Raw genomic sequence first — 22,908 nt, forward strand, 5'->3', positions numbered from 1 at the left:
GACCCGGGCGTGGCGATCAAATTACCGTTTGGACAGGTAGCCGAGCGCTCGCGGAGCCCCAGCGCGATCGCGGCGCGTGACCGAGACCGGAGGTCCGACGACCCGGCGCGGGTTGGGCCGGATCCAGGCTCGTGCTGTCCGGCACCGCCGTTTCCGGAAGTCGATCTTAAATACCGCTCAGTTCGGCGGGCCGGCGCAATCTCGGTGCCGCCAGATTTGAATGTGTAGGCAGAGGAATTGACAATGAAGGTGCTGTTGGCGGTCGCCATGTTATTCGGGTCGACTGTCGGCGCGCTGGCGGTCGAGTCGTACGCGGATTACCGTGATTACTTCGACGCGAAGCCCGTCATCGCAAGTCGCGCGCCGCGCAGCGTTTCCGAGAGAACGTACAGCGTCGATACGCGCCGCCCCGGAGATGAGCGCGTTGCGAAATCGGCGGCCAACTTCCGGCCCGGCTACTGGAACCAGTCGGGCGGCTACGTTCCACCGGACTATTCCCTGCATCTGCGGGGCGCGTCGCAGGACGGCTTCTGGACCCCGAACGACGCGTCCGCCGCCAGTTGGGGCGGGCCGCGGGCGTTCACCGGAACCCTCGGCACCCGACGCTGACGGGCGAGCCTCCGGGACCGGGTCACCCCCGGGGCGGGCCTGACACGTCGGAGCGCTCCCGGACGGGCGCTCAGTCCCCGCTGAGCCGGACCAGAGCTTCCTCGATCTTCGCCAGCCGCGCCGACTCGCTCTCGCGGCGCTCCCGATTCTCCTCGATGATCTCCTCGGGCGCCCGGGCCACGAAGTCGGCGTTGCCGAGCTTGGCGTCGATCTTCTTGATCTCGCCCTGCGCCTTGCCCTGCTCCTTCTTCAGGCGCGCGACCTCGGCCGCGAGGTCGACCACGCCTTCCAGCGGCAGCGCGGCGACGCTGCCGCGCACCAGGAGCTGGACCGAGTTCCTCGGCGGCGTCTCCGCCAAGGTGATCTCCGACAGTCGGGCGAGGCGCAGGAGCGTGTCGCGCCAAGCCTCAACCCGCGCTCTCACCTCCGGGGCGGCGCCGACCATCACCAGCGGGATCTGCGCGCCGGCCGGGACATTGGTCTCGGACCGCGCCGAGCGGATCTGGCTGACGAGATCGACCACGAACCCGACCTCGGCCTCCGCGGCCGCGTCGGCGAGGCCGCCGAGGTCCGGCCAGGCGGCCAGGGTCAGCAGGCCGCGCTCCGGCAGGTCGGCGCCCTTGATCGCCCACAGCTCCTCCGTGAGGAACGGCATGAAGGGGTGCAGCAGCTTGGCGACCTGATCGATCAGGAACGCCACGCTCGCCTGCGTCTCGGCCCGGACCGCCGGATCGACACCCTCGCCCTGGAGCACCGGCTTGGCGAGCTCGAGATACCAGTCGCAGAAGATGTTCCAGACGAAGCGGTAGGCCACCGCCGCCGCGTCGTTGAAGCGGAAGGCCTCGAGGGCGCCCGCGACCTCGTCGACCGCGCGGGCCGCCTCAGTGAGCGCCCAGCGGTTGATCGCGCCGGTGGCGGAGCGCGGGTCGAAGGCCGGGTCGAGGCGGCAGCCGTTCAGCTCCGCGAAGCGGGCGGCGTTCCAGAGCTTGGTCGCGAAGTTGCGGTAGCCCTGGACCCGGTCGGTGGACAGCTTGATGTCGCGGCCCTGGACGGCCAGGGCGCAGAGGGTGAAGCGCAGGACGTCGGCGCCGACCTGATCGATCAGTTCCAGGGGATCGACGACGTTCCCCTTCGACTTCGACATCTTCGCGCCCGACGCGTCCCGCACCAGGGTGTGCAGGTAGACCGTGTCGAAGGGCGCCCGGTCGGTGAGGTGCAGGCCCATCATCATCATCCGGGCGACCCAGAAGAACAGGATGTCCTTGCCGGTCACCAGGGTGTTGGTCGGGTAGAAGCGCGCGAGTTCCGGGGTCGAGTCGGGCCAGCCCAGCGTCGAGAACGGCCAGAGCGCCGAGGAGAACCACGTGTCGAGGACGTCCGCGTCGCGGGTGAGCGCGACCGGCCGGCCGTGCTGCGCCTCGGCCGCCGCCTGCGCCTCGGCCTCGCTCTCGGCGACGAAGATGCCGCCGGCGTCGTCGTACCAGACCGGGATCTGGTGGCCCCACCAGAGCTGGCGCGAGATGCACCACGGCTCGATGTTGGTGAGCCACTGGAAGAAGATCTTCTCGTAGTTCTCGGGCACGAACTTGGTCTGCCCGTCGCGCACCGCCTGGAGGGCGCGCTCCGCGAGCGGCTTGACGTTCACGTACCACTGGTCGGTCAGGTAGGGCTCGATGACCACGCCCGAGCGGTCGCCGTGCGGGACCGCGTGGGTGTTCGGCTCGATCGCGCGCAGCCGACCGCGCGCCTCCATCAGCGCCACCACCTCCTTGCGGGCCTGCGCCCGGTCGAGGCCGTGGAGCGCCAGGGCCTCCGGCTCGGGCGCGACGCCGTCGAGGAACTCGGCGTTGCCGTCGAGCAGCATCCGGCCCTCGGGGTCGAGGACGTTGATCAGGCCGAGTCCGTGGCGGCGGCCGACGTCGAAGTCGTTGAAATCGTGGGCGGGCGTGATCTTGACCGCGCCCGTGCCCTTCTCGGGATCCGAGTAGGTGTCGGCCACGATCGGGATCAGCCGCCCGACCAGCGGCAGGCGCACGCGCTGGCCGACGAGCGCGGTGTAGCGCGCGTCCTCGGGATGGACCGCGATGCCGGTGTCGCCCAGCATCGTCTCGGGGCGGGTGGTGGCCACCGTGATGACGGCGCCGGTCTCGTTGCCGGCCTCGTCCACCACCGGGTAGTCGAAGTGCCAGAGATGGCCCCTGGTCTCGACCTGCTGGACCTCCAGGTCCGAGATCGCGGTCTGAAACTTCGGGTCCCAGTTCACCAGCCGCTTGTCGCGATAGATCAGGCCCTGCCGGTGCAGGTCGACGAAGGTCTTGAGCACGGCCCGGCTCAGCCCCTCGTCCATGGTGAAGCGCTCGCGGGACCAGTCGCAGGAGGCGCCGAGCCGCTTCAGCTGGTTGACGATCGCGCCGCCGGATTCCGCCTTCCAGGCCCAGACCTTCTCGACGAAGGCCGCGCGGCCGATCTCGCGGCGGCCGGGCTCCTGACGCTCCATCATCCGCCGCTCGACCACCATCTGGGTGGCGATGCCGGCATGGTCCGTCCCCGGCTGCCAGAGCACATCCTTGCCGCGCATGCGCTCGAAGCGGCAGAGGATGTCTTGCAGCGTGTTGTTGAGGGCGTGGCCCATGTGCAGGGAGCCCGTCACGTTCGGCGGCGGGATCACGATGCAGTACGGCGGGGCCCCGGCGCGCTCGGGCCGGCCGGCACGGAAGGCGTCCGCCTCGGCCCAGGCGGCGGAGATCCGCGCCTCGACGGAGGTGGGCTCGAAGGTCTTGTCCATCATCGCGGGTACGGGCCGGCGCTTGTCCAAACGGGGGTGGCCCCGCTTTCGACCGTCACGCCGCTCCCGTCAACACGCGGACGGCGGCCCGCGGCCGCCGTACCCAGGCCGCCGGCTCAGCGGCCGCGCGACACCCGCTCGATCTCGGCGCGCACGAGGCGCTCGACCACGGCCGGGAGGTTGTCGTCGAGCCAGGATTTCAGCATCGGCCGGAGCATCTCCTTGACGAGATCCTCCAGGGTCCGGGCGTTCTGCGTCAGCACGGTGTGGGCCAGCAGGTTGAACGCGCCGCTGACGCTGGCATCCGTGGCCGGAGAGACCAGGGCCTCGGGCTCCGGCTCGGGCGCGCGGGCGGCCTGGAGCACGGGCTGCGGGGGCGGAGGCGGTGGGGGCGGCGGCTCCGGGGCCGGCTCGGGCTCGGGCTCCGGTTCGGGCGCGGCGGTCACCGGGTCCTCGAAGTCGATCGCGTCGAAGTCGAGCAGGTCCGGGGCCGGCTCGGGTTCCGGCTCCGGCTCGACGACGCGCGGGCGCATCACCGGCTCGGCGACCTCCGCGAGGTCGAGCACGTCGTCGGGCTCCGGAGCGGGCGCCGCGACCTCGGCCGGCTTGGCGGCCTGATCGTCGGCGATGATCCTCCGGATCGACGCGAGGATCTCTTCCATCGAAGGCTCGTGCGCCTTATCGGCAGCCTTGTCCTGGAATTTCGAGTCCGGGATCTTGGGGCTTGCTGCACTCATCGGCAGGCGCACTCGGGCATGGGAGACTGGAAAGCGACCCGAATGGATCGATGTTCAATCAGTATTCCATGCCGTTTCGTGACGGCAAGCGCGCCCACAACACACTCCCCGTGGAAAAGCCGTCAGCGACCGTCCGGGGTGCGCAGGCCGAACCAGAGATCCTTGACCTGATCGTAGTGAACCTTGGCGCTGTAGTATTCGACCGGTAGCGCCGTGAAGCGCGCGGTCAACTGTCCGATCGCCTGGACCACCCCGTAGGAGAAGATGACCCGGTCACGCTGGGCGACGATGAGGTTCACCCGGGAGTTCAGCAGTTCCTGCTGCGCGTTGAGCACGTCGAGGGTCGTGCGCTGGCCGACGCGCGCTTCCTCGCGCACGCCGTTCAGCGCCACCTCGTTGGCCTGGACCTGGGCCTGGGCGGCGATGACCTGCGCCTTGGCGGCCTCGAGCCGGCCCCAGAAATCGACGATCTGGGCGCGGACCTGATCGCGGATCTGATCGACCTGGATGCGGGCCTGGCCGACCGACTCCTTGGCCTGCCGGATCTGCGCGTAGGTCTGGCCGCCCTCGTAGATCGGGATCGAGAGCCGGCCGCCGACGAAGCCGACGAAGAAGCTCTGGTTCGGTCCGTTCTGGTCGTAGAGCTGGCTGAGCGAGCCCTGCAGGCTGAGCTGCGGGGCGAGCTGGCCTTCCAGGACTTTCACCTGGGCCTCGCTCGCGTCGACGTTGTGGATGGCCGAGACGACCTGCGGGTGCTCGCGCAGGCCGACGGCGATCGCCTGATCGAGGCTGCGCGGCACGAACCGGTCCAGCGGCCGACCCGGCGCGAGCTGGCGCGGCTCGACGCCGATGTTCTGCCGGTAGACGCCGATGCTCGTGCGGAGGGTCGATTCGGCCTGGGCGACCTGCGATCGCGCGCCGGCCAGTCGGGCCTCGGCCTGCGCGACGTCGGTCCGGGTCACCTCGCCGACGTTGAAGCGGTCCCGGGTCTGGCGGAGCTGCTCTTCCAGAACCTCGACGTTGTTCCGGTTCAGCTCCAGCGTCGCCGTGTTGCTGAGCACGTTCATGTACGCCTGGACGGCGCTGTACAGAACCGACAGCTCGGTGAAGCGCAGGCTCTCGCGCTGGCTGTAGACCTGCGACTCCGCGCGCCGGACCGTGTTGTCGGTCTGGAAGCCGTTGAAGATCGTCTGCGTGACGTTCAGGCTGGCGGAGCTCGGCAGGTAGGTGGTGCGCGTCGTCCGCCGGGAGGTGATGACCTGGCTCGCGATGTCGGAGGTCGCGCCGCCGGACAGGCCCTCGCCGCCGGTCGCGGATCCCGCCGCCCCGGCACCTGAGGTTCCGATGCCGGTGGTGCCGCCCGCGGTCCCGATCCCCGTCGTCCCGATCCCCGTGGTCGTTCCGGTCCCGGTCGTCCCGGCGCCCGCCGTTCCGCCCAAGCCGCCGCCCGTTGTCCCGAGGGCCGATCCGGCGGTGGTCGCGGCCGTGCCGCCGGTGGCCGCCGACGCGACTGTGCTGGACGAGCGCGTCTGAAGGTACTGGACGCCGATCGCGGCGTTGACGTTGACGGTCGGCCGGTAGCCCGACTGCGCGATCGCCACGTTCTCGTCGATAGCGCGCACGCCCGCACGGCTGGCGTTCAGGCTCGGATTGCCCTGATAGGCCTTCGCGAGAGCGCTCTCCAGAGTCTCGGCCGATGCCGGCATGGCAGCCAGCATCGCGAGTCCGGACACCATCCCGGCCAGGCGGAACGTCGGGCAACTCGCTGGTGGACGTCGTGTCACGATGAACAAGCCCTTGCGGTCTCTTTCGGTCCGGAAGTCCGAGACGAAAACGGCCAAGGTACGGCGTTTCGCTCGTCTCCGATCAAGCCCGCCCCACCGTCACGCTTAGCGCAAACCGGGCGCTTTGGCTCGCCTCGGTGCGGGTCTGGCGGCGGAATGTGCGGCGTTGGGGCATTAAGGTGACACACCCGGCGCGGACAGCGCGGCACGCGAGCGAATTGAGTTGTTAAGTCGCATAAATACGCTCTTCCAAAGACTATTGCCGGCGTGCAGCCACGCGAGACTTGGGAGCCGACGCGTCGCCCCCGGCCGGGCAGGGCGGCCCGTTCCGCGGCTGGCCCTGCGGTCGACACCGGTCCGCGCCTAGTAGCGGTCCATCCCGCCGCCGCCGGCGTCGGGCTCCAGATCCAGCGGTCCCTCGGGCGCGGATTCCGGCTCGGGTGCGCGGCGCGCCCGCGCCGGCGGCCGCGGCTTCGGCGCCGGCCCTGCCAGCGCGGCCGACGGGTTCGGTTTCGGCGCGGCGCTCGGGGAAGCCGCCGGCCCTGCCAGCGCGGCCGACGGGTTCGGTTTCGGCGCGGCGCTCGGGGAAGCCGGCTGCCCGCGGGTGCCGCCAGGCGGCCCGGGCGGGCCGGGCGGGCCCATGGCACCCATCAGCCCCGGTGCGCCGGCCATGCCGATGGGTCCGCGCTCGCCCGGCGGGCCCGGCGGTCCGGCGACGCCCTCCGCGCCGGCTGGCCCCTGGGGGCCGGGCGGCCCGGGCGGTCCCATCGCGCCCCGCTCGCCGGGAGGTCCGGCCTCGCCCCGCGGACCCGTCTCGCCGCGCGGGCCGGCCGGGCCGGGGAGCCCGGGCGCCTGCGGCCCCTGCTGGCCGCACTCGCCGACCACGATGCTGCGGGTCTGCTTCGGCGTCCGCAGCGTCGCGATGCAGGTGGCCGGATGGTAGACGACGCGAAACTCGAAATAGCCGCGGCTGTCGGTCCGGTGGGGGAACTGGCCGTCGAGCGTGATCTCCACCCCCGGATCGTCGGCGTAACCGATGATCCAGAGATCACCGCCGGTGATCTTGGCGGCCTCGATGCGCATGTCCGCCGCCCGCGCCGGCAGCCCGCAGGCGGCCGACAGGGCCAGCATCGAACACAGCGCCCAGCGCTCGCGCCACAGGCGCTTGGCAGATCTCATGGCAGGTCACGCAGTCTTTTAGACGGTCAGAATGCCATAGCCCGCAAACTAAGCAATAAATTGCGGAGAAAGTTGGATGTGGAAAAGCGCGGCCGGTCGAAGGCCGTAGTCCGAAATGGGTATTCGAAAGGCGCGCGGCGGGGCCTGTAGCGTGACCGCGCTGGACCCGGTCTGGCGTGTGCGGACCGGGCCGGCAGAGGAGTGGCGCGGACCGATTCACCGGTCACCGCCGCGCGAGCGCCCCGGGCCGCATTCGGACCCGCGGTGGAGGGTTCTGCCGTGGACAACGACGATCCGCCCTGGGACACGGACCCGCTCTGGTACGACCGGACCGAGTCCGGAACGCCGCCGGGGCCCATCCTCGAGGCGCTGGCCTGGCTGTTCCTGCTGGCGATCGCCGGGTGCGCGGCGCTCGTGTGGCTCTACGGGATGCCGGACCGCCTGTGGCGCGCGGCGGCGCGCCGGCTGATGCGCCGCGATCCGGCGGATGCCGGGCGGTTCTGAGCCGCGCGCGCCGGCACCGGCTCAGGCCGCGGCGATGCGCGTGCTGAGCAGGGTGGCTTCCAGATCTTCCACCGGCATCGGGCGGCCGAGATGGTAGCCCTGCAGGAACGGGCAGCCCATCGCCTGCAGGATGTTCAGGTCCTCGGCCGACTCGACGCCTTCCGCCACCACGTCGAGCCCGAGCAGCCGGCCGAGGCCGAGGACGGCGAGGACGAGCCCGCGCTTGTCGTCGCTCGCCCCGAGGCCGGTCACGAAGCTCCGGTCGATCTTGATCCGGTCCGCCTTGAGCTGGCGCAGCGAGGAGAGCGACGAGTAGCCGATGCCGAAATCGTCCAGGGCGACCCGGATGCCGGCGCGGGACAGCGCCTGTAGCTTGCCCTGCACCGCGCCGATGTCGAGGGCCGTCTCCTCGGTGATCTCGATCTCCAGCATGGTGGGCGGCAGGCCGAGGAGGTTCAGGCGCCCGATGACGATCTCGTCCACGGGGACCTGCGCCATCTCCCGGGGTGAGACGTTCATCGCCACGCGCACGCCGCTCAGGCCGCGGCGATGCAGGATCTCCAGCATCGCGCAGACCTGCTCGAGGATGTAGCGGAGCAGCGATTCGGTCAGGCCGGCCATCGCGGCGGCGGCGATCAGGTCCGGGGGCGCGATCCAGCCGAGCCGCGGATGCTCCCAGCGGATCAGGGCCTCCAGCCCGACCAGGGTCCGGCCATCGGCGGCGTAGATCGGCTGGAACCAGACCTTCGGGGCGTTCTCGACCAGGGCCTGCGACAGGTCGCGCTCCAGGTCCCGCCGCATCTGCAGCCCCTCCCGCAGGCCCGAATCGAACACCCGGTAGCGGTTCCGCCCGGCGGCCTTCGCGGCGTAGAGCGCCTCGTCGGCGCAGCTCAGCATCTCGGTGAAGCTCGGCTCCGCGCTCGCGTGGACGCCGATGCTGACCCCGAGGCGGCCCGCGTCGAAGCCGTCGAACGGCTGGGACACCGCGGCGATGAGGTTCGCCGCCATGACGTCGTCGGGCACGCCCGACGTCACGGGATCGTACAGCACCGCGAACTCGTCGCCGCCCAGCCGCGCCGCGAGACCGTTCTCCGGCAGCGCGTCCTTCAGCCGGCGCGCCACCTCGACGAGCACCCGGTCGCCCGCCTTGTGGCCGTAGACGTCGTTGACGAACTTGAACCCGTCGAGGTCGAGCATCAGCAGGCTGAGGGTCCCGGTGCGGAGCCGGTTCTCCGTCGCCTGGAGGAAGCCCGCGCGGTTCAGCAGGCCGGTGAGATCGTCATGCGTGGCGCGCCACCGCATCTCGTCCACGAGGGCGCTGGCGCTGGCATGGGCCTCGGCGCGGGACCGGGCGAGGGCGTGGGCCTCGTTCTTGAGCCGGCTCGCCTCGCGAAACACGGACTCGCTGCGGAACGCCGTGTGCGTCAGGGCGAGGAAGTAGAGCAGCACGCAGGCCGCGAGGCAGTTCCGGTCGAAGTCGCCGGCATAGGCGAGGCAGGCCACGACGGACAGCAGCGGCAGGGCGATGAAGGCGAGGGGGATGCGCGCGTACGCGATCCCGTGCGTCACCGCCCCCGCGGTCACGCCGCAGGTGATGGTCAGGTAGAACAGGGTCTCGGCGGTCGTGTAGCCGTCGCACAGGAGTGGCTGACAGGCCCAGACCAGTCCGGAGAGGAACGCCGCGACCGTGAAGACGCGCAGGTGCCGGTCGACGGAGCGCGCGGCGGCCGCGGCGAGGCTCGGCGTCATGTCGGCGGTCAGCGCCAGGCCGAGGCAGGGGATCCGGCAGAGGGCGATTCGCAGGAGGTTGACGCTGGTCGACGCCGCGAACCAGATGGCCCCCACGGTGCCGTGCCCGCTCCTGTAGGCGACGAGCATGCTCGCCACGCCGAGCAGCATGTTGACCGGGATGGCCGCCAGCACGCTCCCGCGCATGGCCTCCAGCTGATCCCGCCGGATCAGCGCGCCCCACCTCGGATCTGCAGGGTCGAGAGATTCACCGGAGCCGGGTGAGCCCGGCTCGGATCTCTCCTGGTCCCGAACGATCATCGCACGTCCACTCGAAGATGAGGGACTCATGGCACCGAATCGTAAGATATCGTTGAACGATCAACGCGCGCCGCGCCAGATCCCGAGCTTTTCGCGCGCCGCGCGAAGAGAGACTCCGGGTCGCAAGGCATTCCGGCCGCGTCGCCGCGCACCATATCGGGTCGCGGGCCGCTTCCGGGCCTCGGATCGTCCATGGCCCTGACCCGCGACCTGCTCGATATCCGGACGATCTATCACGAGCCCACTGTCGGCGACTTCCCGCTGGGCCGGGACATCCTGGCGCGCTTTCCCGACGCCGCGCGCATCGTCGTGCCGTCGCACTGGAACATCCCGGAACTCCACGGCAACGCCGGCTCGGTGGAGGATTGGGTGCGGATCAAGCGCTCGACGCTGGTCCTCGGCGTGAAGAAGGGCCTCGCCATGCGCCCCAACGGCCGCAGCGCCCACTTCATCGCGCCCTCGACCTCCAACGGCTGCGCCATGGCCTGCGCCTACTGCTACGTGCCGCGCCGCAAGGGCTTCTCCAACCCGATCTCGCTGTTCGTGAACCTCGAGCAGGCCTGCGCGGCGATCGCCCGCCACGCCGGCCGCCAGGGGCGCCTGCCGGAGCCGGACCCGATCGATCCGGAGCACTGGGTCTACGATATCGGCGAGAACGGCGACCTCTCGGTCGACGCGGCAGTCAGCGACGGCGTGCGCGCCCTGGTCGCGCTGTTCCGCACCCTGCCCAACGCCAAGGCCTCCTTCGCCACCAAGGCCGTCAACCGCGACCTCCTCGCCTACGATCCGCAGGGCAAGACGCGCGTCCGCTTCTCGCTCATGCCGGCGCGGATCGCCCGGATCGTGGACGTGCGCACCGCCCCGATCGCCGAGCGGATCGCCGCCATCGACGAGTTCGTGGCCGCCGGCTACGAGGTCCACGCCAACTTCTCGCCCGTGATCCTCTACGAGGGCTGGGAGGCCGACTGGCGGGCGCTGTTCGCCGAGATCGACGCGACGCTGTCCGACGCCGCCAAGGCGCAGCTCAAGTGCGAGATCATCATGCTGACCCACAATGCGGATCTGCACGCGGTCAATCTCGGCTGGCACCCGAAGGCCGAGGACCTGCTCTGGCGGCCGGACATCCAGGAGGCGAAGGTCTCGGAGGGCGGGGGCACCAACCTGCGCTACCGGGCCGGCTGGAAGGGCCGCTGGCTCGCCCGCTTCAAGGCCCTGCTCGCCGAGACGATGCCCTACTGCACGGTGCGCTACGCGTTCTGAGCGCGGAGCGCTGAACTTCCGGCCGCGCGCGGCGTTGGCGCGCCAGCGGAGGAAAGCTCAGCCATGTCGAGCGCGTCCATGTCGAGCCCATCCATGTCGAGCCCATCCATGTCGAGCCCATCCATGTCGACGCACGAGGACCATATCGGCGAGGCGGTGGCCCTCGCCGCCGCCAATGTCGAGGCGGGCGGTGCGCCCTACGGCGCGGTCATCGTGCGGGAGGGGACCGTGCTGGTCCGCGCGGCCAACACCGTGCATGCGACCAACGACCCCAGCGCCCATGCGGAGATGGTGGCGCTGCGCGAGGCCAGCCGCCTCCTCGGCCGCCGCGACCTCGGCGACTGCGTGATGTACGCGAGCGGCCGACCGTGCCCGATGTGCCACGCCGCGATGCGTCTGGCCGGCTTCAAGGAGGGCTACTTCGCCTTCTCGGCCGAGGAGGCCGAGACCTACGGCGCCGGCAGCGCGTCGATCTACGCCGAGCTCTGCCAGCCCCTCGACGCGCAGCCGATGCGCGTCACGCAGCTGCGTCCGCCGGGCGATTCGCCCTACCCGGCGTGGAAGGCGCGCCGCGAGGCCTGACGCGGCGGCGACGGCCTCAATGGGTCCAGGGCGCCGTGCGGTTGAACTTGAAATTGTCCGAGTAGGACAGGCCCTTGCGCTGGACGGGCTTGGCCGGCTGCTCGACGCGGTAGGCGATCCCCTCGCGCTTCGCGTAGGCCACGGCCTCCTCCTCGGTGTCGAATTCCAGGCGCACCTGCTGGAGCATGTCCGAGGACCCGTTCCACCCCATCAGCGGATCGATCTCGCGCGGGCTGGTCCGGTCGAACTCCAGGATCCACTGCTTGGTCCGGGCGAGGCCCGACTGCGTGGCGTCCCGAGACGGACGGAAGATGCGGGCGCTCGGCATCTGACTCGACAAGCTCCTGATCGAATGGTCGGGGCGATAGGATTCGAACCTACGACCCCCTGGTCCCAAACCAGGTGCGCTACCAGACTGCGCCACACCCCGACTGCCACGCGGCCTCAATGCCGTAGCGGTTCCGCCGTTCCCCCGCAAGGCGCGGCGCAGTGCGCGCCGACGCTTCCGGGATCGGCCCTTCGCGGCGGCCTGGCCGTCGCGTACTACTTGTCAGACAAATCGGCGCGCGGTAGCGTCCGGGCCGGGACGAGGGCCGGGCCGCCCCGCTGTCGAACCGGCGCCTGCCATCACTGGGGGGTGGAGGATGGTGCGCCCGGATCGCCGTGCCGGGCGCTTCCGGCCCTCGTCGCCGCAGCGTCGCCGCGGTGCTGCGCCCGCGTCCGCGCGGCGGGCCTTGCCGGCCCGCGCCGGAACGGTGACGATCGCCGCGAGTGACAGGGACCTGCCCGTGTGGACACCGAGCCCGCGCTACCCGGACCCGGCGGTCGAGATTCTCGACGCCGCCTTCGCCCGCTACCGGGTGTTCAACGCGGCGGTCGAGCGCCTCGCGACCGGCTTCCGCTGGTGCGAGGGGCCGGTCTGGTTCGGCGACGGACGCTACCTGCTCTGGAGCGACATCCCCAATGACCGCATCCTGCGCTGGGACGAGGAGAGCGGGGCGGTCGGCCTCTACCGGCGGCCGTCGGGCTTCGCCAACGGCAACACCCGCGACCGGCAGGGGCGGCTCGTCACCTGCGAGCACGGCGGCCGTCGGGTCACCCGGACCGAGCATGACGGCGCGATCACCGTCCTGGCGAACGCGTTCGAGGGCCGCCGGCTCAACTCGCCCAACGACGTGGTGACCGCGGCCGACGGCGCGGTCTGGTTCACCGACCCACCCTTCGGGATCGGCGGGTTCTACGAAGGCGTGCGCGCCGAGCCCGAACTGCCGCAGAACGTCTACCGGCTCGACCCGGTCACCGGTGCGCTGGAGGCCGTGGCCACCGACCTCGCCGGCCCCAACGGCCTGTGCTTCTCCCCCGACGGCCGCGTGCTCTACCTCGTGGAATCGCGCGGGCAGCCGACCCGGCGGATCGTCGCCTACGACGTGGTCGCCGGCCGCACGCTCCGCGACCGGCGGGTCCTGATCGATGCCGGGCCGGGCACGCCGGACGGGCTGCGCTGCGACGTCGACGGCAATCTCTGGTGCGGGTGGGGCATGGGCGACGACGCCCTGGACGGCGTCATGGTGTTCAACCCCGACGGCCGGCCGATCGGCCGCATCCGGCTGCCGGAGCGCTGCGCCAACCTCTGCTTCGGCAGCCGGCACCGCAACCGCCTGTTCATGGCGGCGAGCCAGTCGCTCTACGCCGTCCACGTCGACGTCCAGGGCTGCGCCGGCGGGTGAGGCCCGGATGCCCAGCGCTGCGTGCGCCGCCGGCGTCGTCGCCGGCACCATGCTTGACCGGAGCGGCGCTCCGACCCACTTCCCGTCCGCCGGGGGCATAGCGGGACACCAGCCGATGATCGAACTCCATTACTGGCCGACGCCGAACGGCCATAAGATCACGATGTTTCTCGAAGAAGCGGGCGTTCCTTACCGCATTCATCCCGTCAATATTGGTAAGGGTGAGCAGTTCAACCCGGATTTCCTCAAGATCGCGCCCAACAATAGGATGCCGGCGATCGTCGACGACGAGCCGGCGGGCGGCGGCGCGCCGGTCACGCTGTTCGAGTCGGGGGCGATCCTGCTCTACCTCGCCGAGAAGACCGGGCGCTTCATCGCGGGTGACCCGCGCGGCCGGGCCGAGGTGCTGCAATGGCTGTTCTGGCAGATGGGCGGCCTCGGCCCGATGCTCGGCCAGAACCACCACTTCTCGCAGTACGCGCCCGAGAAGATCGACTACGCGATCAAGCGCTACGTCAACGAGACCAACCGGCTCTACGGCGTCCTCGACCGGCGGCTGGCCGACCGCGCCTTCGTCGCCGGGCCGGACTACTCCATCGCCGACATGGCCTGCTATCCCTGGATCGTGCCGTGGGAGAAGCAGGGGCAGAACCTCGACGAGCACCCGAACCTCAAGCGCTGGTTCACGGCGATCGCCGAGCGGCCCGCCACCAAGGCGGCCTATGCCCGCGCCCCGGAGGTCAATCCCGATTTCGGCAAGACCATGAGCGAGGATGCCAAGAAGGTGATGTTCGGCCAGACCGCCGCCAGCACCAAGCGCTGACCGGATCATGGTCGAGATCCCGCCCGCCCTGCCGCTGCAGGTGATCCACCGCGGCTGGAACACCTTCGGCATCGCCACGCTGACGCTGCAGGACGGCAGCACCGTGCGGCGGGCGCTGGAGGACCACGGGCAGGCGGCCTGCGTGCTGCCCTACGATCCCGAGCGGCGCGTGGCGCTGCTCGTCCGTCAGGCGCGGGTCGGGCCCGCCTTCTGGGGTGAGTCGGCCGAGTTCGACGAAGCCCCGGCGGGCGGCCTCGACGGGGGCGCCCCCGAGGCGACGGCGATCCGGGAGGCGATGGAGGAGGCGGGCGTCCGGCTGACCCGGCTGGAGCCGGTCGCCCACGCCTACAGCATGCCGAGCGTGTCCTCGGAGCGCCTCTGGCTCTACCTGGCGCCCTACGCCGCGGCCGACCGGGTCGGCCCCGGCGGGGGCCTGCACGCGGAGGGCGAGCAGGTGGTGGCCGTGGAGATGCCGCTGGCCGCGCTGGCGGAACAGGCCCGGGCCGGCCGCCTGCCCGATCTCAAGACCCTGGTTCTCGTCCAGGCCCTGATGCTCCGAAGCCCCGAACTGTTCGCCGCATGACCCTCTCGCCCACCGCACCCGCGCCGGATGTCCTCGCGGCGATGCTCGCCTTCGCCGAGGAGGCGGCCCCGCTGGCCCTCGCCATGCGGGCGGGAGGCCTCGCGATGAGCAACAAGGGTCCGGATCTCGGCCAGGCGCTGACCGAGGCCGACCTCGCCGTCAGCCGGTTGATGCACGCGCGGTTCGGCCCCGACCTGATCGAGGAGGAGACCGCCGAGGATCTCGGACAGGCGGTGGCCCGGGCGCTGCTCGCCCGCGACGCCTGGACCTTCGTGGGCGACCCGATCGACGGGACCCGGCCCTTCGCGGGCGGCCTGTCGGGCTGGGGCGTGATGGTGGCGGCCTGCCGCGGTGGCTGGCCCCGGGCCTGCGTCATGAGCCTGCCGGCCTGGAACGAGGACCGCTCCGCACCGGCCGGGGGCGTACCGGCGGAAGCCACGGAGGGTCTCCTGCTGGCGGCGAGCGAGGGCCGCGCCTACTGGGCCCCGACCCGCGGCGGCCGCACGACGACGGCGCTGCGCCCGCTCGAGCGCCCGGAGCGCCGGACCGGCCATGTCGGCTGGCTGTCGGTGACGGCGCAGCGCTACACCCTGGATTACGGCCGCGGCTGGTTCCCCTGGAGCGAGGGCGGGGCGATCTCGGACGCCGCGCTCCTGGCCACCGGGCGCCTCGACGCGACCCTGAGCAACAACCGATTGTGGGACCTGGGCCCGATCCTCCCGCTGTTCGAGGCGCTGGGCTTCCGCCTGTTCCACTGGCCCGATCTCGGGGATCCGCCGGCAGACTTCGTGGACCTGTTCGACGCCGAGCTGTCGGCCCACGACGACCTCTGGCTGGTGTGCCGGGATCGCGCGCAGGCCGCCGATCTGGCGTCGGCCATCCGCCCCGCCTAGGACAGGGCCCTGCCGGGCCGCGTCCGGGTCGCGTCCGGGCCGGGATGGCCGTCGATCGGGCGGTCCCGGATCGCGCGGGGATCCGGGACCGCTCTCAGAGCGCCGCGATCAGCGACCGGATCCGCGCCTGCGACGCCCTGAGCCCGTCCTCGGCCTGGGTCCGGGCGGCATCGAGCTTCGCCAGCTCGTCCTCCTGGGCACCCATGCGGCTGAGATAGCGGCGCGCCAGCTCGCTGTCCTTCGGAACGGCGCCGAGATTGCTGCGGATGCGCTCCTGCTCCGCCTGCACCTTCGCCGCGCGCTCGCCGATCTCCTCGACGGTCCGGGTCGCCGCGGCGACCTCGGCGCGGGCCTGGGAGAGGGTCTTGAGCTTGCCGCCCAGCTCCGGGTCGGTCGCCAGGGAGGCCCACCGGACGAGCAGCGCCTCGTCGGCGTCGACGAGGTCGTAGGCGTCGATCCGGACGCGCTCGAGCACGGCCCGGGTCTCGGCCGTCCCGCCGGCGGGAACCGCGACTTTGAGGCGATAGGCCGTGGGGGTCTCGCTGTCGCGAGCGGACGCGGTGAGGGTCCAGCCATCCCGTCGGGGATGCTCGATGATCACGGAGCGGGCGGCGTCCGGCGCACCCTTGATCGTGTAGGTCGTGACCTCCCGGGCGATCACCGTCGCGCGCGCCACGCCGTCGACCACGGTGATCTTGGTCAGGGCGTCGCTCGGCGCGGTCTCCGCCTGGACGGCGACCTTGCGGTCGAGGGCGAAGCTGGCGAGCCGCTGCTCGCCGACGGGCGTCGCGGGCAGGCGGGCGTCCCCCAGGTAGCCGGCCTTGCGGTCGTAGAGGGTGATGAGGCCCGCCGGCAGGGTCGCGCCGGCGCTGTTGCGGATCCGGAGGGCCGCGATCGGGTGAACCCCCTGGCCTGGCTTCCAGAGGGCGACCCGCTCGGCCTCGATCTCGGTATCGAGGAACGGCACCGACAGCGTGCCGCCGGCGCGCAGATCGACCGGATGCGGCAGCGTGAAGTTCGCCGCGACATCCCCCTCGCTGGCGGCGGCGCCCGCGGTGGCGGCCGCGGCGTCGTAGCTCGGTTCCGCGGCCTCCATGCGGCTGTCGCGGGTGTCCATCCGCGCCATCGGGGCCGGAAGAGGCGCGGCGGCGGGGGCCGGGGCGCGCAGGCGCGCGACCGACTTCGACGCGACCGTGCCCGGGTCGAGGTCCGGCATGCCGACATCCTCGACCATCACCGGCGCCTCCGGTCTCTTGCGCCAGTAGCGCTTGTGCAGGCGCTGGAGGAGCGCCACCGGCGACCCGGACGAGAGGGTGACGTCGACGCCCGTCCAGTCGGCGCCCAGCGCGTTCTCGATGATGGCCCAGGCCTGCAGGTTCGCGCGGCCGCCGCCGCCATCGACGATGCGGTAGCTCGTCTTCCAGACGGGCGCGGCGACGACGTAGGTCAACCGGACCTCGCGCTGGCCCTGCCCGGAGACGGCGATCTCGACCCGGTGGGCGTCGCCGACCTTGGTCTTCCCGGCCGCCGCGATAGTCTCGGCGATCTTGGCCGCCATGGCCGGGTCGAGGATCGTCACGGAGGCGCCGTCCTCGATCGGCACGGATTCGAGCGTGCCGGTCGCGGTCAGGACGGTCAGGATCGAGACGTCGCCGGTCTCAGTCCCGGCATTCCGCTCGGAGACGCCGAGCACCCGCCCTTCGAGCGTGCGCCCGCCGCTCTGGACCCGGATCGGGACGCCCTGCAGCTTGCCCACGAGGCGGGTCGGCGCGGACAGGTCGTCCGCGGTGAACGGCATCGTCCGCAGGGTCTCGTCGGCCTGATCCACCCCGTCCAGGCGCAGGGCGCCGACGGTTCCGACGGGATCGCGCACGACGAGGCTCTTGAGGATGTCGTCGATCTGCTCGGGCCGGACGCTGAGCCCGATCGTCCCGTCGCCGTCGACGGCATGGACCAGGGTCACTTCGGCCAGGCCGCCGCTCGACAAGGTCACCGCGCGGATGCCGTCGGGCGCTGCCATCAGGGGCGGTGCGGCTGCAATCATGGACACGAGGACTCCGGCTAAGGTCAGATGCGATCGGATCAATTCGTCTGGCTCCAGTCAGGGCGCGCCCGCCGCACGCGGTCCCACCCTGGCCGACCGCGCGCCGTCCGACAAAGGCTTCGTGACGCGCGCGGGCGTGAGCCGATCGCGGGCGCCCCTCCCGTGCTGTCCGCGCCGGGGCGCGCCGGGTCGCGGCGCCGATGCGGCGGGACGGGAACGGCGGCGCGATGGGGGAAGGCTGCGGTCCGCGGATGCACCCTACCGTGTCCGGCCGAATGTCCTGCCGTTCCAGACGGCGATCGCGCCGCACGGATCCTGCCCGGATCGTCCGCACGTCGCCCCGGTCATATCGACGATGACCGCCGGGCGGCCTCCCACCGTGCGGAATCGGAGGTCGTGGGCGACGGCGTCGAAGGCGTCCACGAACCCGTCCGTCGTCGAAGCGAAGACCTGCATCTCGCAGCCCGCGGTGCCGCACGCGGCGGACTCGTCATCGCCGCATTGGACGGCCGCGAAATCCAGGATGAAGTCCGGTACAGCGTCGCCGTTCACGTCCTGGCGGGTGATGAAACCCGGCTTGAGCGTGGCCGGCTCGGACCCGCAGGACGCCTCGGCCCGCGCGGCCGCCGCCGCGACCGGCGGCGGGAGATCGTCCGCCGCGGCGGTGAGCGGGACGGCGGGCGGGAGGGCGAGAGCCAGGGCGGCGAGGGCGCGACGCATGCGGCCAGGATCCTCAGGCCCGTCCGCCCTGTCCAGCGCACTAGCTCATCGCGGCCCCGATGGAGGCTACGCCCCGGGCCTTCCTCCGACCCAGGCGCGCAGCGCGTTCGCGCCGTCCGGACGGATGGTGACCGCGACGCTGGGGGCACGGTCGACAGCGGGAATGAGGGCGCCGCTCGACAGGGCGACGTCACCGGCGAGGGCGCCGAAGCCGTATCGGACATCCGCGCATCCAGCGAGGGTGGGTGACCGGTCCTGTGCTCTCCCGGCGCTTCCCCGAGCGTCGACCCGGGGAGCGACCGCCTGCCTGCGGCGCCGGAGAGCCAGACAACCTCTACTCGGCGCAGGCGAAGCGCGTCCCGTCCCACAGGAAGGTCGTGCGGCCCGGCCCCCTCCGGACCGAGCCGCAATTCCATCCCTCGTCGTTCGCCGAAGCCGCCGGCCGGCCATTCAGCGCGCGAAACCGGAGGTCGTGCGCGTAGATGTCCAGCACCAGGACGAACCCGTTCTTCGAGGATGCGGGGACGATCTTCGGGCATCCCATGAGGCCGCACTGAGAGACTTCTTCGTCGCCGCATCGGAGTCCGCCGACGTTGAGGATGAAGTCCGGCACCCCGTCACCGTTCACGTCCTGCCGGTCGATGACGAACGGATCGATCCTCGCCGGCGCGGATCCGCAGGCGGCCTCGACCTCGGCGATGGCCGCGGCCACCGGCGGCGGGAGATCGTCCGCCGCTGCGGCGAGCGGCACGGCGACGAGAAGGGCGGCGACGGCAGGGCGCATGGCGCCAGGATTCGGGGACCCGTCCGCCCTGTCCAGCGCCCTAGCTCATCGCGACATCGACGGTCGATGCCGCGCGCCCGTCATCCCCCGGGGGCCGCCTCGTGAGGGCCCGTGTCCGAGAGGCGCGACGGACCGGGCGGCGCACCGAGTGCCGGCGCGCCGCCCCTCGACCGTCCGGCCGATCAGTTCAGCGTCGCGTTGACCGGGCGGCGCTCGGCCCCGACCGTCACGTCGCCGATCATCAGGCCCATCGGGCCGAGGCGGACCGGCACCGTCTCGCCGTCGTGGACCTTGCCGGAGAGCACCAGCTCGGCCAGCGGATCCTGGACGTTCTTCTGGATCACCCGCTTCAGCGGCCGCGCCCCGTAGGCCGGGTCGTAGCCCTTGTCGGCGAGCCAGTTCTTGGCCTCCTCGTCGACCTCCAGGGTGATCTTGCGATCGTCCAAGAGCTTCTGCAGGCGCCCGAGCTGGATCTCGACGATCGCACCCATCTCCGACCGCGCGAGGCGGTGGAACAGGATGATCTCGTCGACCCGGTTCAGGAATTCTGGCCGGAAGTGCCCCCGCACCACGCCCATCACCTCCTCGCGGACCGCGTCGGTGTCCTGGCCCGCGGGCTGGTTCACCAGATACTCGGCCCCGAGATTCGAGGTCATGATCAGCAGCGTGTTGCGGAAGTCGACCGTCCGCCCCTGGCCGTCGGTGAGCCGCCCGTCGTCGAGAACCTGCAGCAGGACGTTGAACACGTCCGGGTGCGCCTTCTCGACCTCGTCGAACAGCACGACCTGGTAAGGCCGGCGCCGCACGGCCTCGGTGAGGGCGCCGCCCTCCTCGTAGCCGACGTAGCCCGGGGGCGCGCCGATCAGCCGGGCAACCGCGTGCTTCTCCATGTACTCGGACATGTCGATGCGCACGAGCGCCGTGTCGTCGTCGAACAGGAAGCCGGCGAGCGCCTTGGTCAGCTCGGTCTTGCCGACGCCGGTCGGGCCCAGGAACATGAACGAGCCGATCGGCCGGTTCGGATCTTGAAGCCCGGCGCGGGCGCGCCGGACCGCGGTCGAGACCGCCTCCACCGCCTCGCGCTGGCCGACGACGCGCTTGGACAGCGCCTCTTCCATGGCCAGCAGCTTCTCGCGCTCGCCCTCCAGCATCTTGTCCACCGGCACGCCTGTCCAGCGGGAGACGACGCCCGCGACGTGGGCGGGCGTGACCGCCTCCTCCATCATCGCGTCGCGGCCGTTCTCCGCTTTCGCCTCGATCTCGGCGAGCTGCTTCTCAAGGCCTGGGATGACCCCATAGGCCAGCTCGCCAGCGCGCTGGTACTGGCCCTGGCGCTGGGCCGCGGCGAGGTCGTTGCGGGCCTCGTCGAGCTTCTTCTTGAGGCCGGCCGCCGTGCCGAGCTTGTCCTTCTCGGCCTTCCAGCGGGCGGTGATCGCCGCCGAGCGCTCCTCCAGATCGCCGAGTTCCTTCTCCAGCCGGACCAACCGGTCGCGGGAGGCGGAATCGGTCTCCTTCTTGAGCGCCTCGCCCTCGATCTTCAGCCGGACGATCTCGCGGTCGATGTTGTCGAGCTCCTCGGGCTTCGAATCGACCTGCATGCGCAGGCGCGAGCCGGCCTCGTCGACGAGGTCGATCGCCTTGTCGGGCAGGAAGCGGTCGGTGATGTAGCGGTTCGACAGCGTCGCGGCCGCGACCAGGGCGGAGTCCTGGATGCGCACGCCGTGGTGCTGCTCGTACTTCTCCTTCAGGCCGCGCAGGATCGAGACCGTGTCCTCCACGGTCGGCTCCGAGACGAAGACCGGCTGGAAGCGCCGGGCGAGCGCGGCGTCCTTCTCGACGTGCTTGCGGTACTCGTCGAGCGTGGTCGCGCCGACGCAGTGCAGCTCGCCGCGGGCGAGCGCGGGCTTCAGGAGGTTCGAGGCGTCCATGGCGCCGTCCGCCTTCCCGGCGCCGACCAGCGTGTGCATCTCGTCGATGAACAGGATGATGCCGCCCTCGGCCGCCGTGACCTCGGAGAGCACGCCCTTGAGCCGCTCCTCGAACTCGCCGCGATACTTCGCGCCGGCGATCAGCGCGCCCATGTCGAGGGCGAGCAGGCTCTTGTCCCGCAGGGACTCGGGCACGTCGCCGTTGACGATGCGCAGGGCCAGACCCTCGACGATCGCGGTCTTGCCGACGCCGGGCTCGCCGATCAGCACCGGGTTGTTCTTGGTGCGCCGGGACAGGACCTGGATGGTCCGCCGGATCTCCTCGTCGCGGCCGATCACTGGGTCGAGCTTGCCGTCCCGGGCGGCCTCGGTGAGGTCGCGGGCATACTTCTTCAGCGCGTCGTAGGCGTTCTCGGCCGAGGCGTTGTCGGCGGTACGGCCCTTGCGCAGGGCGTTGATCGCGGCGTTGAGGGAAGCCGGGGTGACGCCCGCCGCCTGGAGCGCGCGGCCGGCCTCGGAATCCTTCTCGACCGCCAGGGCAAGGAGCAGCCGCTCCACCGTCACGTAGGAATCGCCCGCCTTCTCGGCGGCCTTCTCGGCGGTGTCGAACAGGCGCATCAGCTCGCGCGTCGCCTGCGGGGCGGCCGCGTTGCCGGAGACCTTCGGCTGCTTTGCGAGCCACTGCTCGGTCTGTGCGAGCGCCACGCGCGACTGGCCGCCCGCGCGGTCGATCAGGCCGGCGCAGAGGCCTTCCGGATCGTCGAGCAGCACCTTGAGCAGGTGGCCCGGCTGAAGCTGGGGATGTCCCTCGCGCATCGCGAGGTTCTGAGCCGCCTGCACGAAGCCGCGGGCGCGCTCGGTGTACTTCTCGAAATTCATGCACAACCCTCCCGTACCGGCATCCGCCGCCCGATGAGAGGCGCGGCGCCACCGAAACGTCGCCCTCCGGCTATCCGCCGCGCGAGGGCCCCGGCGCCGCTGGTGGCCGCCGGTAGACCCGATGTGGTGTTGCAATTGAGCACCACAAGGGGCGGCGAAGCTCTTGCGCGCCGGATCATTTCAGGGCCACGCTCCGCGCATGACCGCATTGATTCATGTCAGCGCCCTGTATCGCTACCCGGTGAAGGGCCTGAGCCCCGAACCCGTCGAGCGGGCGGCGCTCGAGACCAGCGGCCACTTCCCGGGCGACCGGCTCTACGCCATCGAGAACGGTCCATCGGGCTTCAACGCGGTTGCGCCCCGCCACCAGCCCAAGACCAAGTACCTGATGCTCATGCGCGACGAGGCGCTCGCCCGCCTGCGCACCCGCTACGACGATGCCACGGCGACGCTGACCGTGGAGGGGTACGGCGAACCGCAGGCCTTCCGGCTCGACACCGAGTCCGGCCGCGAGGGGCTCGCGGAGCTGATGCGGCGCTACGTCCCCGAGAGCCTCCGGGGCGAGCCGAAGGTGCTGGCCGCGCCGCCGCAGTACCGGTTCACCGACTCGCCGACCGGCTACGTATCGCTGATCAACCGGGCGAGCGTGGCCGCGGTGGAGGATTACCTCGGCGCGCCCGTGGACCCGCTGCGCTTCCGCGGCAACCTGCTGGTCGAGGGGCTCGAACCCTTCGCCGAGCTGGAGATGGTCGGGCAGGTGGTCGAGGCGCCGAGCGGGCTGCGGCTCAAGATCACCAAGCGGACCGTGCGCTGCGCCGCCACCAACGTCGACCCGGTCAGTGGCGTGCGCGACTGCGACATCCCCTGGACCCTCGACGCGCGCCTTGGGCACCGCGACCTCGGCGTCTACGCGGAGGTGATCGCCGGCGGGCCGCTGGCGCGGGGCGACGCGCTGCGCGTGGTGGGATGACGCGCGACGGGTGATCCCAGCGCTGCCGTTGTTGCGAGAGCAGCGAAGCGAGCCAGGCAGCGCCACGC

19 protein-coding genes and 1 tRNA gene are annotated in these 22,908 nt (G+C 71.5%); 9 read left to right on the top strand and 11 right to left on the bottom strand.

Annotated features, from left to right (window positions below):
- Positions 1–243: 243 nt before the first annotated feature.
- On the top strand, positions 244–609 hold the full coding sequence (locus tag ACLBYB_RS07785; protein WP_447698415.1) for a hypothetical protein: 366 nt from the start codon (positions 244–246) through the stop codon (positions 607–609).
- A gap of 70 nt (positions 610–679) precedes the next feature.
- On the opposite strand, the gene ACLBYB_RS07790 is transcribed toward ACLBYB_RS07785, so the two are convergent.
- The 4 genes from ACLBYB_RS07790 to ACLBYB_RS07805 all read right to left on the bottom strand — a co-directional run bounded on the left by ACLBYB_RS07790 (position 680) and on the right by ACLBYB_RS07805 (position 7,094).
- Positions 680–3,397 carry a valine--tRNA ligase gene (locus ACLBYB_RS07790; RefSeq protein WP_447698416.1) on the bottom strand — a complete coding sequence of 906 codons (2,718 nt, stop codon included), beginning with the start codon at positions 3,395–3,397 and terminating at the stop codon, positions 680–682.
- Positions 3,398–3,510: 113 nt separating this feature from the next.
- Positions 3,511–4,056, bottom strand: a complete 546-nt coding sequence (locus tag ACLBYB_RS07795) for a PopZ family protein (RefSeq protein WP_056531758.1) — start codon at positions 4,054–4,056, stop codon at positions 3,511–3,513.
- Positions 4,057–4,253: 197 nt separating this feature from the next.
- Positions 4,254–5,867 (bottom strand): TolC family outer membrane protein, encoded by a 1,614-nt coding sequence (locus ACLBYB_RS07800; RefSeq protein WP_091679122.1) that lies wholly within the window; start codon positions 5,865–5,867, stop codon positions 4,254–4,256.
- Positions 5,868–6,278: 411 nt separating this feature from the next.
- On the bottom strand, positions 6,279–7,094 hold the full coding sequence (locus ACLBYB_RS07805) for a collagen-like protein (RefSeq protein ID WP_447698417.1): 816 nt from the start codon (positions 7,092–7,094) through the stop codon (positions 6,279–6,281).
- Positions 7,095–7,373: 279 nt separating this feature from the next.
- Here ACLBYB_RS07805 and ACLBYB_RS07810 point away from each other — a divergent pair, with 279 nt between their 5' ends.
- A complete protein-coding gene (locus ACLBYB_RS07810) occupies positions 7,374–7,598 on the top strand; it encodes a hypothetical protein (RefSeq protein WP_447680948.1) in 225 nt (74 codons plus the stop codon).
- 21 nt (positions 7,599–7,619) lie between these two features.
- On the opposite strand, the gene ACLBYB_RS07815 is transcribed toward ACLBYB_RS07810, so the two are convergent.
- The gene (locus tag ACLBYB_RS07815; RefSeq protein ID WP_175556273.1) at positions 7,620–9,533 is read right to left on the bottom strand and encodes a putative bifunctional diguanylate cyclase/phosphodiesterase; all 1,914 of its coding nucleotides are present in this window, start codon (positions 9,531–9,533) and stop codon (positions 7,620–7,622) included.
- A 306-nt stretch (positions 9,534–9,839) separates the two neighbouring features.
- Between ACLBYB_RS07815 and ACLBYB_RS07820 the strand changes: the two genes are divergently transcribed.
- Positions 9,840–10,907 (top strand): spore photoproduct lyase family protein, encoded by a 1,068-nt coding sequence (locus ACLBYB_RS07820; protein ID WP_447696836.1) that lies wholly within the window; start codon positions 9,840–9,842, stop codon positions 10,905–10,907.
- Between the two features lie 123 nt (positions 10,908–11,030).
- On the top strand, positions 11,031–11,489 hold the full coding sequence (locus ACLBYB_RS07825; protein WP_091925371.1) for a nucleoside deaminase: 459 nt from the start codon (positions 11,031–11,033) through the stop codon (positions 11,487–11,489).
- Positions 11,490–11,505: 16 nt separating this feature from the next.
- Here the strand turns inward: ACLBYB_RS07825 and ACLBYB_RS07830 are convergent, their stop codons facing one another.
- Together ACLBYB_RS07830 and ACLBYB_RS07835 are read right to left on the bottom strand one after the other, a co-directional pair.
- The gene (locus ACLBYB_RS07830) at positions 11,506–11,817 is read right to left on the bottom strand and encodes an ETC complex I subunit (RefSeq protein WP_020090615.1); all 312 of its coding nucleotides are present in this window, start codon (positions 11,815–11,817) and stop codon (positions 11,506–11,508) included.
- Positions 11,818–11,842: 25 nt separating this feature from the next.
- Positions 11,843–11,919 (bottom strand) — tRNA-Pro (locus ACLBYB_RS07835).
- 358 nt (positions 11,920–12,277) lie between these two features.
- Between ACLBYB_RS07835 and ACLBYB_RS07840 the strand changes: the two genes are divergently transcribed.
- The 4 genes from ACLBYB_RS07840 (at position 12,278) to ACLBYB_RS07855 (ending at position 15,515) form a co-directional block, all read left to right on the top strand.
- Entirely contained in the window at positions 12,278–13,216 is a 939-nt protein-coding gene (locus ACLBYB_RS07840) for an SMP-30/gluconolactonase/LRE family protein (RefSeq protein WP_447698418.1), read from the top strand.
- A 115-nt stretch (positions 13,217–13,331) separates the two neighbouring features.
- Positions 13,332–14,039: a glutathione binding-like protein gene (locus tag ACLBYB_RS07845; protein WP_447698419.1), complete on the top strand. Its 708-nt coding sequence runs from the start codon at positions 13,332–13,334 to the stop codon at positions 14,037–14,039.
- Positions 14,040–14,046: 7 nt separating this feature from the next.
- Entirely contained in the window at positions 14,047–14,622 is a 576-nt protein-coding gene (locus ACLBYB_RS07850; protein WP_082558041.1) for an NUDIX domain-containing protein, read from the top strand.
- On the top strand, positions 14,619–15,515 hold the full coding sequence (locus ACLBYB_RS07855; RefSeq protein WP_447698420.1) for an inositol monophosphatase family protein: 897 nt from the start codon (positions 14,619–14,621) through the stop codon (positions 15,513–15,515). The genes ACLBYB_RS07850 and ACLBYB_RS07855 overlap by 4 nt, the downstream gene beginning before the upstream one ends.
- A 94-nt stretch (positions 15,516–15,609) precedes the next feature.
- Here ACLBYB_RS07855 and ACLBYB_RS07860 read toward each other — a convergent pair whose 3' ends face one another.
- The 4 genes from ACLBYB_RS07860 to clpB all read right to left on the bottom strand — a co-directional run bounded on the left by ACLBYB_RS07860 (position 15,610) and on the right by clpB (position 21,870).
- Positions 15,610–17,559: a DUF4139 domain-containing protein gene (locus ACLBYB_RS07860; RefSeq protein ID WP_447698566.1), complete on the bottom strand. Its 1,950-nt coding sequence runs from the start codon at positions 17,557–17,559 to the stop codon at positions 15,610–15,612.
- Between the two features lie 258 nt (positions 17,560–17,817).
- Positions 17,818–18,279 carry a hypothetical protein gene (locus tag ACLBYB_RS07865; RefSeq protein ID WP_447698421.1) on the bottom strand — a complete coding sequence of 154 codons (462 nt, stop codon included), beginning with the start codon at positions 18,277–18,279 and terminating at the stop codon, positions 17,818–17,820.
- Positions 18,280–18,613: 334 nt separating this feature from the next.
- Positions 18,614–19,063 (bottom strand): hypothetical protein, encoded by a 450-nt coding sequence (locus ACLBYB_RS07870; protein ID WP_447698422.1) that lies wholly within the window; start codon positions 19,061–19,063, stop codon positions 18,614–18,616.
- A gap of 182 nt (positions 19,064–19,245) precedes the next feature.
- Positions 19,246–21,870, bottom strand: a complete 2,625-nt coding sequence (gene clpB, locus ACLBYB_RS07875) for an ATP-dependent chaperone ClpB (RefSeq protein WP_056531783.1) — start codon at positions 21,868–21,870, stop codon at positions 19,246–19,248.
- Between the two features lie 199 nt (positions 21,871–22,069).
- Here clpB and ACLBYB_RS07880 point away from each other — a divergent pair, with 199 nt between their 5' ends.
- Complete coding sequence (locus ACLBYB_RS07880) at positions 22,070–22,840, top strand: MOSC domain-containing protein (RefSeq protein WP_331299325.1); 771 nt, start codon at positions 22,070–22,072, stop codon at positions 22,838–22,840.
- The last annotated feature ends 68 nt before the right edge of the window (positions 22,841–22,908 follow it).

It is taken from the genome of Methylobacterium sp. D54C (assembly GCF_053345595.1).

Excerpts from the sequence above, each read along its gene's own strand:
- ACLBYB_RS07785 (WP_447698415.1), top strand. The coding sequence starts at position 244 with ATGAAGGTGCTGTTGGCGGTCGCCATGTTATTCGGGTCGACTGTCGGC.
- ACLBYB_RS07790 (WP_447698416.1), bottom strand. The coding sequence starts at position 3,397 with ATGATGGACAAGACCTTCGAGCCCACCTCCGTCGAGGCGCGGATCTCC.
- ACLBYB_RS07795 (WP_056531758.1), bottom strand. The coding sequence starts at position 4,056 with ATGGAAGAGATCCTCGCGTCGATCCGGAGGATCATCGCCGACGATCAG.
- ACLBYB_RS07800 (WP_091679122.1), bottom strand. The coding sequence starts at position 5,867 with ATGGTGTCCGGACTCGCGATGCTGGCTGCCATGCCGGCATCGGCCGAG.
- ACLBYB_RS07805 (WP_447698417.1), bottom strand. The coding sequence starts at position 7,094 with ATGAGATCTGCCAAGCGCCTGTGGCGCGAGCGCTGGGCGCTGTGTTCG.
- ACLBYB_RS07815 (WP_175556273.1), bottom strand. The coding sequence starts at position 9,533 with ATGCGCGGGAGCGTGCTGGCGGCCATCCCGGTCAACATGCTGCTCGGC.
- ACLBYB_RS07820 (WP_447696836.1), top strand. The coding sequence starts at position 9,840 with ATGGCCCTGACCCGCGACCTGCTCGATATCCGGACGATCTATCACGAG.
- ACLBYB_RS07825 (WP_091925371.1), top strand. The coding sequence starts at position 11,031 with ATGTCGACGCACGAGGACCATATCGGCGAGGCGGTGGCCCTCGCCGCC.
- ACLBYB_RS07830 (WP_020090615.1), bottom strand. The coding sequence starts at position 11,817 with ATGCCGAGCGCCCGCATCTTCCGTCCGTCTCGGGACGCCACGCAGTCG.
- ACLBYB_RS07845 (WP_447698419.1), top strand. The coding sequence starts at position 13,332 with ATGATCGAACTCCATTACTGGCCGACGCCGAACGGCCATAAGATCACG.
- ACLBYB_RS07850 (WP_082558041.1), top strand. The coding sequence starts at position 14,047 with ATGGTCGAGATCCCGCCCGCCCTGCCGCTGCAGGTGATCCACCGCGGC.
- ACLBYB_RS07855 (WP_447698420.1), top strand. The coding sequence starts at position 14,619 with ATGACCCTCTCGCCCACCGCACCCGCGCCGGATGTCCTCGCGGCGATG.
- ACLBYB_RS07860 (WP_447698566.1), bottom strand. The coding sequence starts at position 17,559 with ATGATTGCAGCCGCACCGCCCCTGATGGCAGCGCCCGACGGCATCCGC.
- ACLBYB_RS07865 (WP_447698421.1), bottom strand. The coding sequence starts at position 18,279 with ATGCGTCGCGCCCTCGCCGCCCTGGCTCTCGCCCTCCCGCCCGCCGTC.
- ACLBYB_RS07870 (WP_447698422.1), bottom strand. The coding sequence starts at position 19,063 with ATGCGCCCTGCCGTCGCCGCCCTTCTCGTCGCCGTGCCGCTCGCCGCA.
- clpB (WP_056531783.1), bottom strand. The coding sequence starts at position 21,870 with ATGAATTTCGAGAAGTACACCGAGCGCGCCCGCGGCTTCGTGCAGGCG.
- ACLBYB_RS07880 (WP_331299325.1), top strand. The coding sequence starts at position 22,070 with ATGACCGCATTGATTCATGTCAGCGCCCTGTATCGCTACCCGGTGAAG.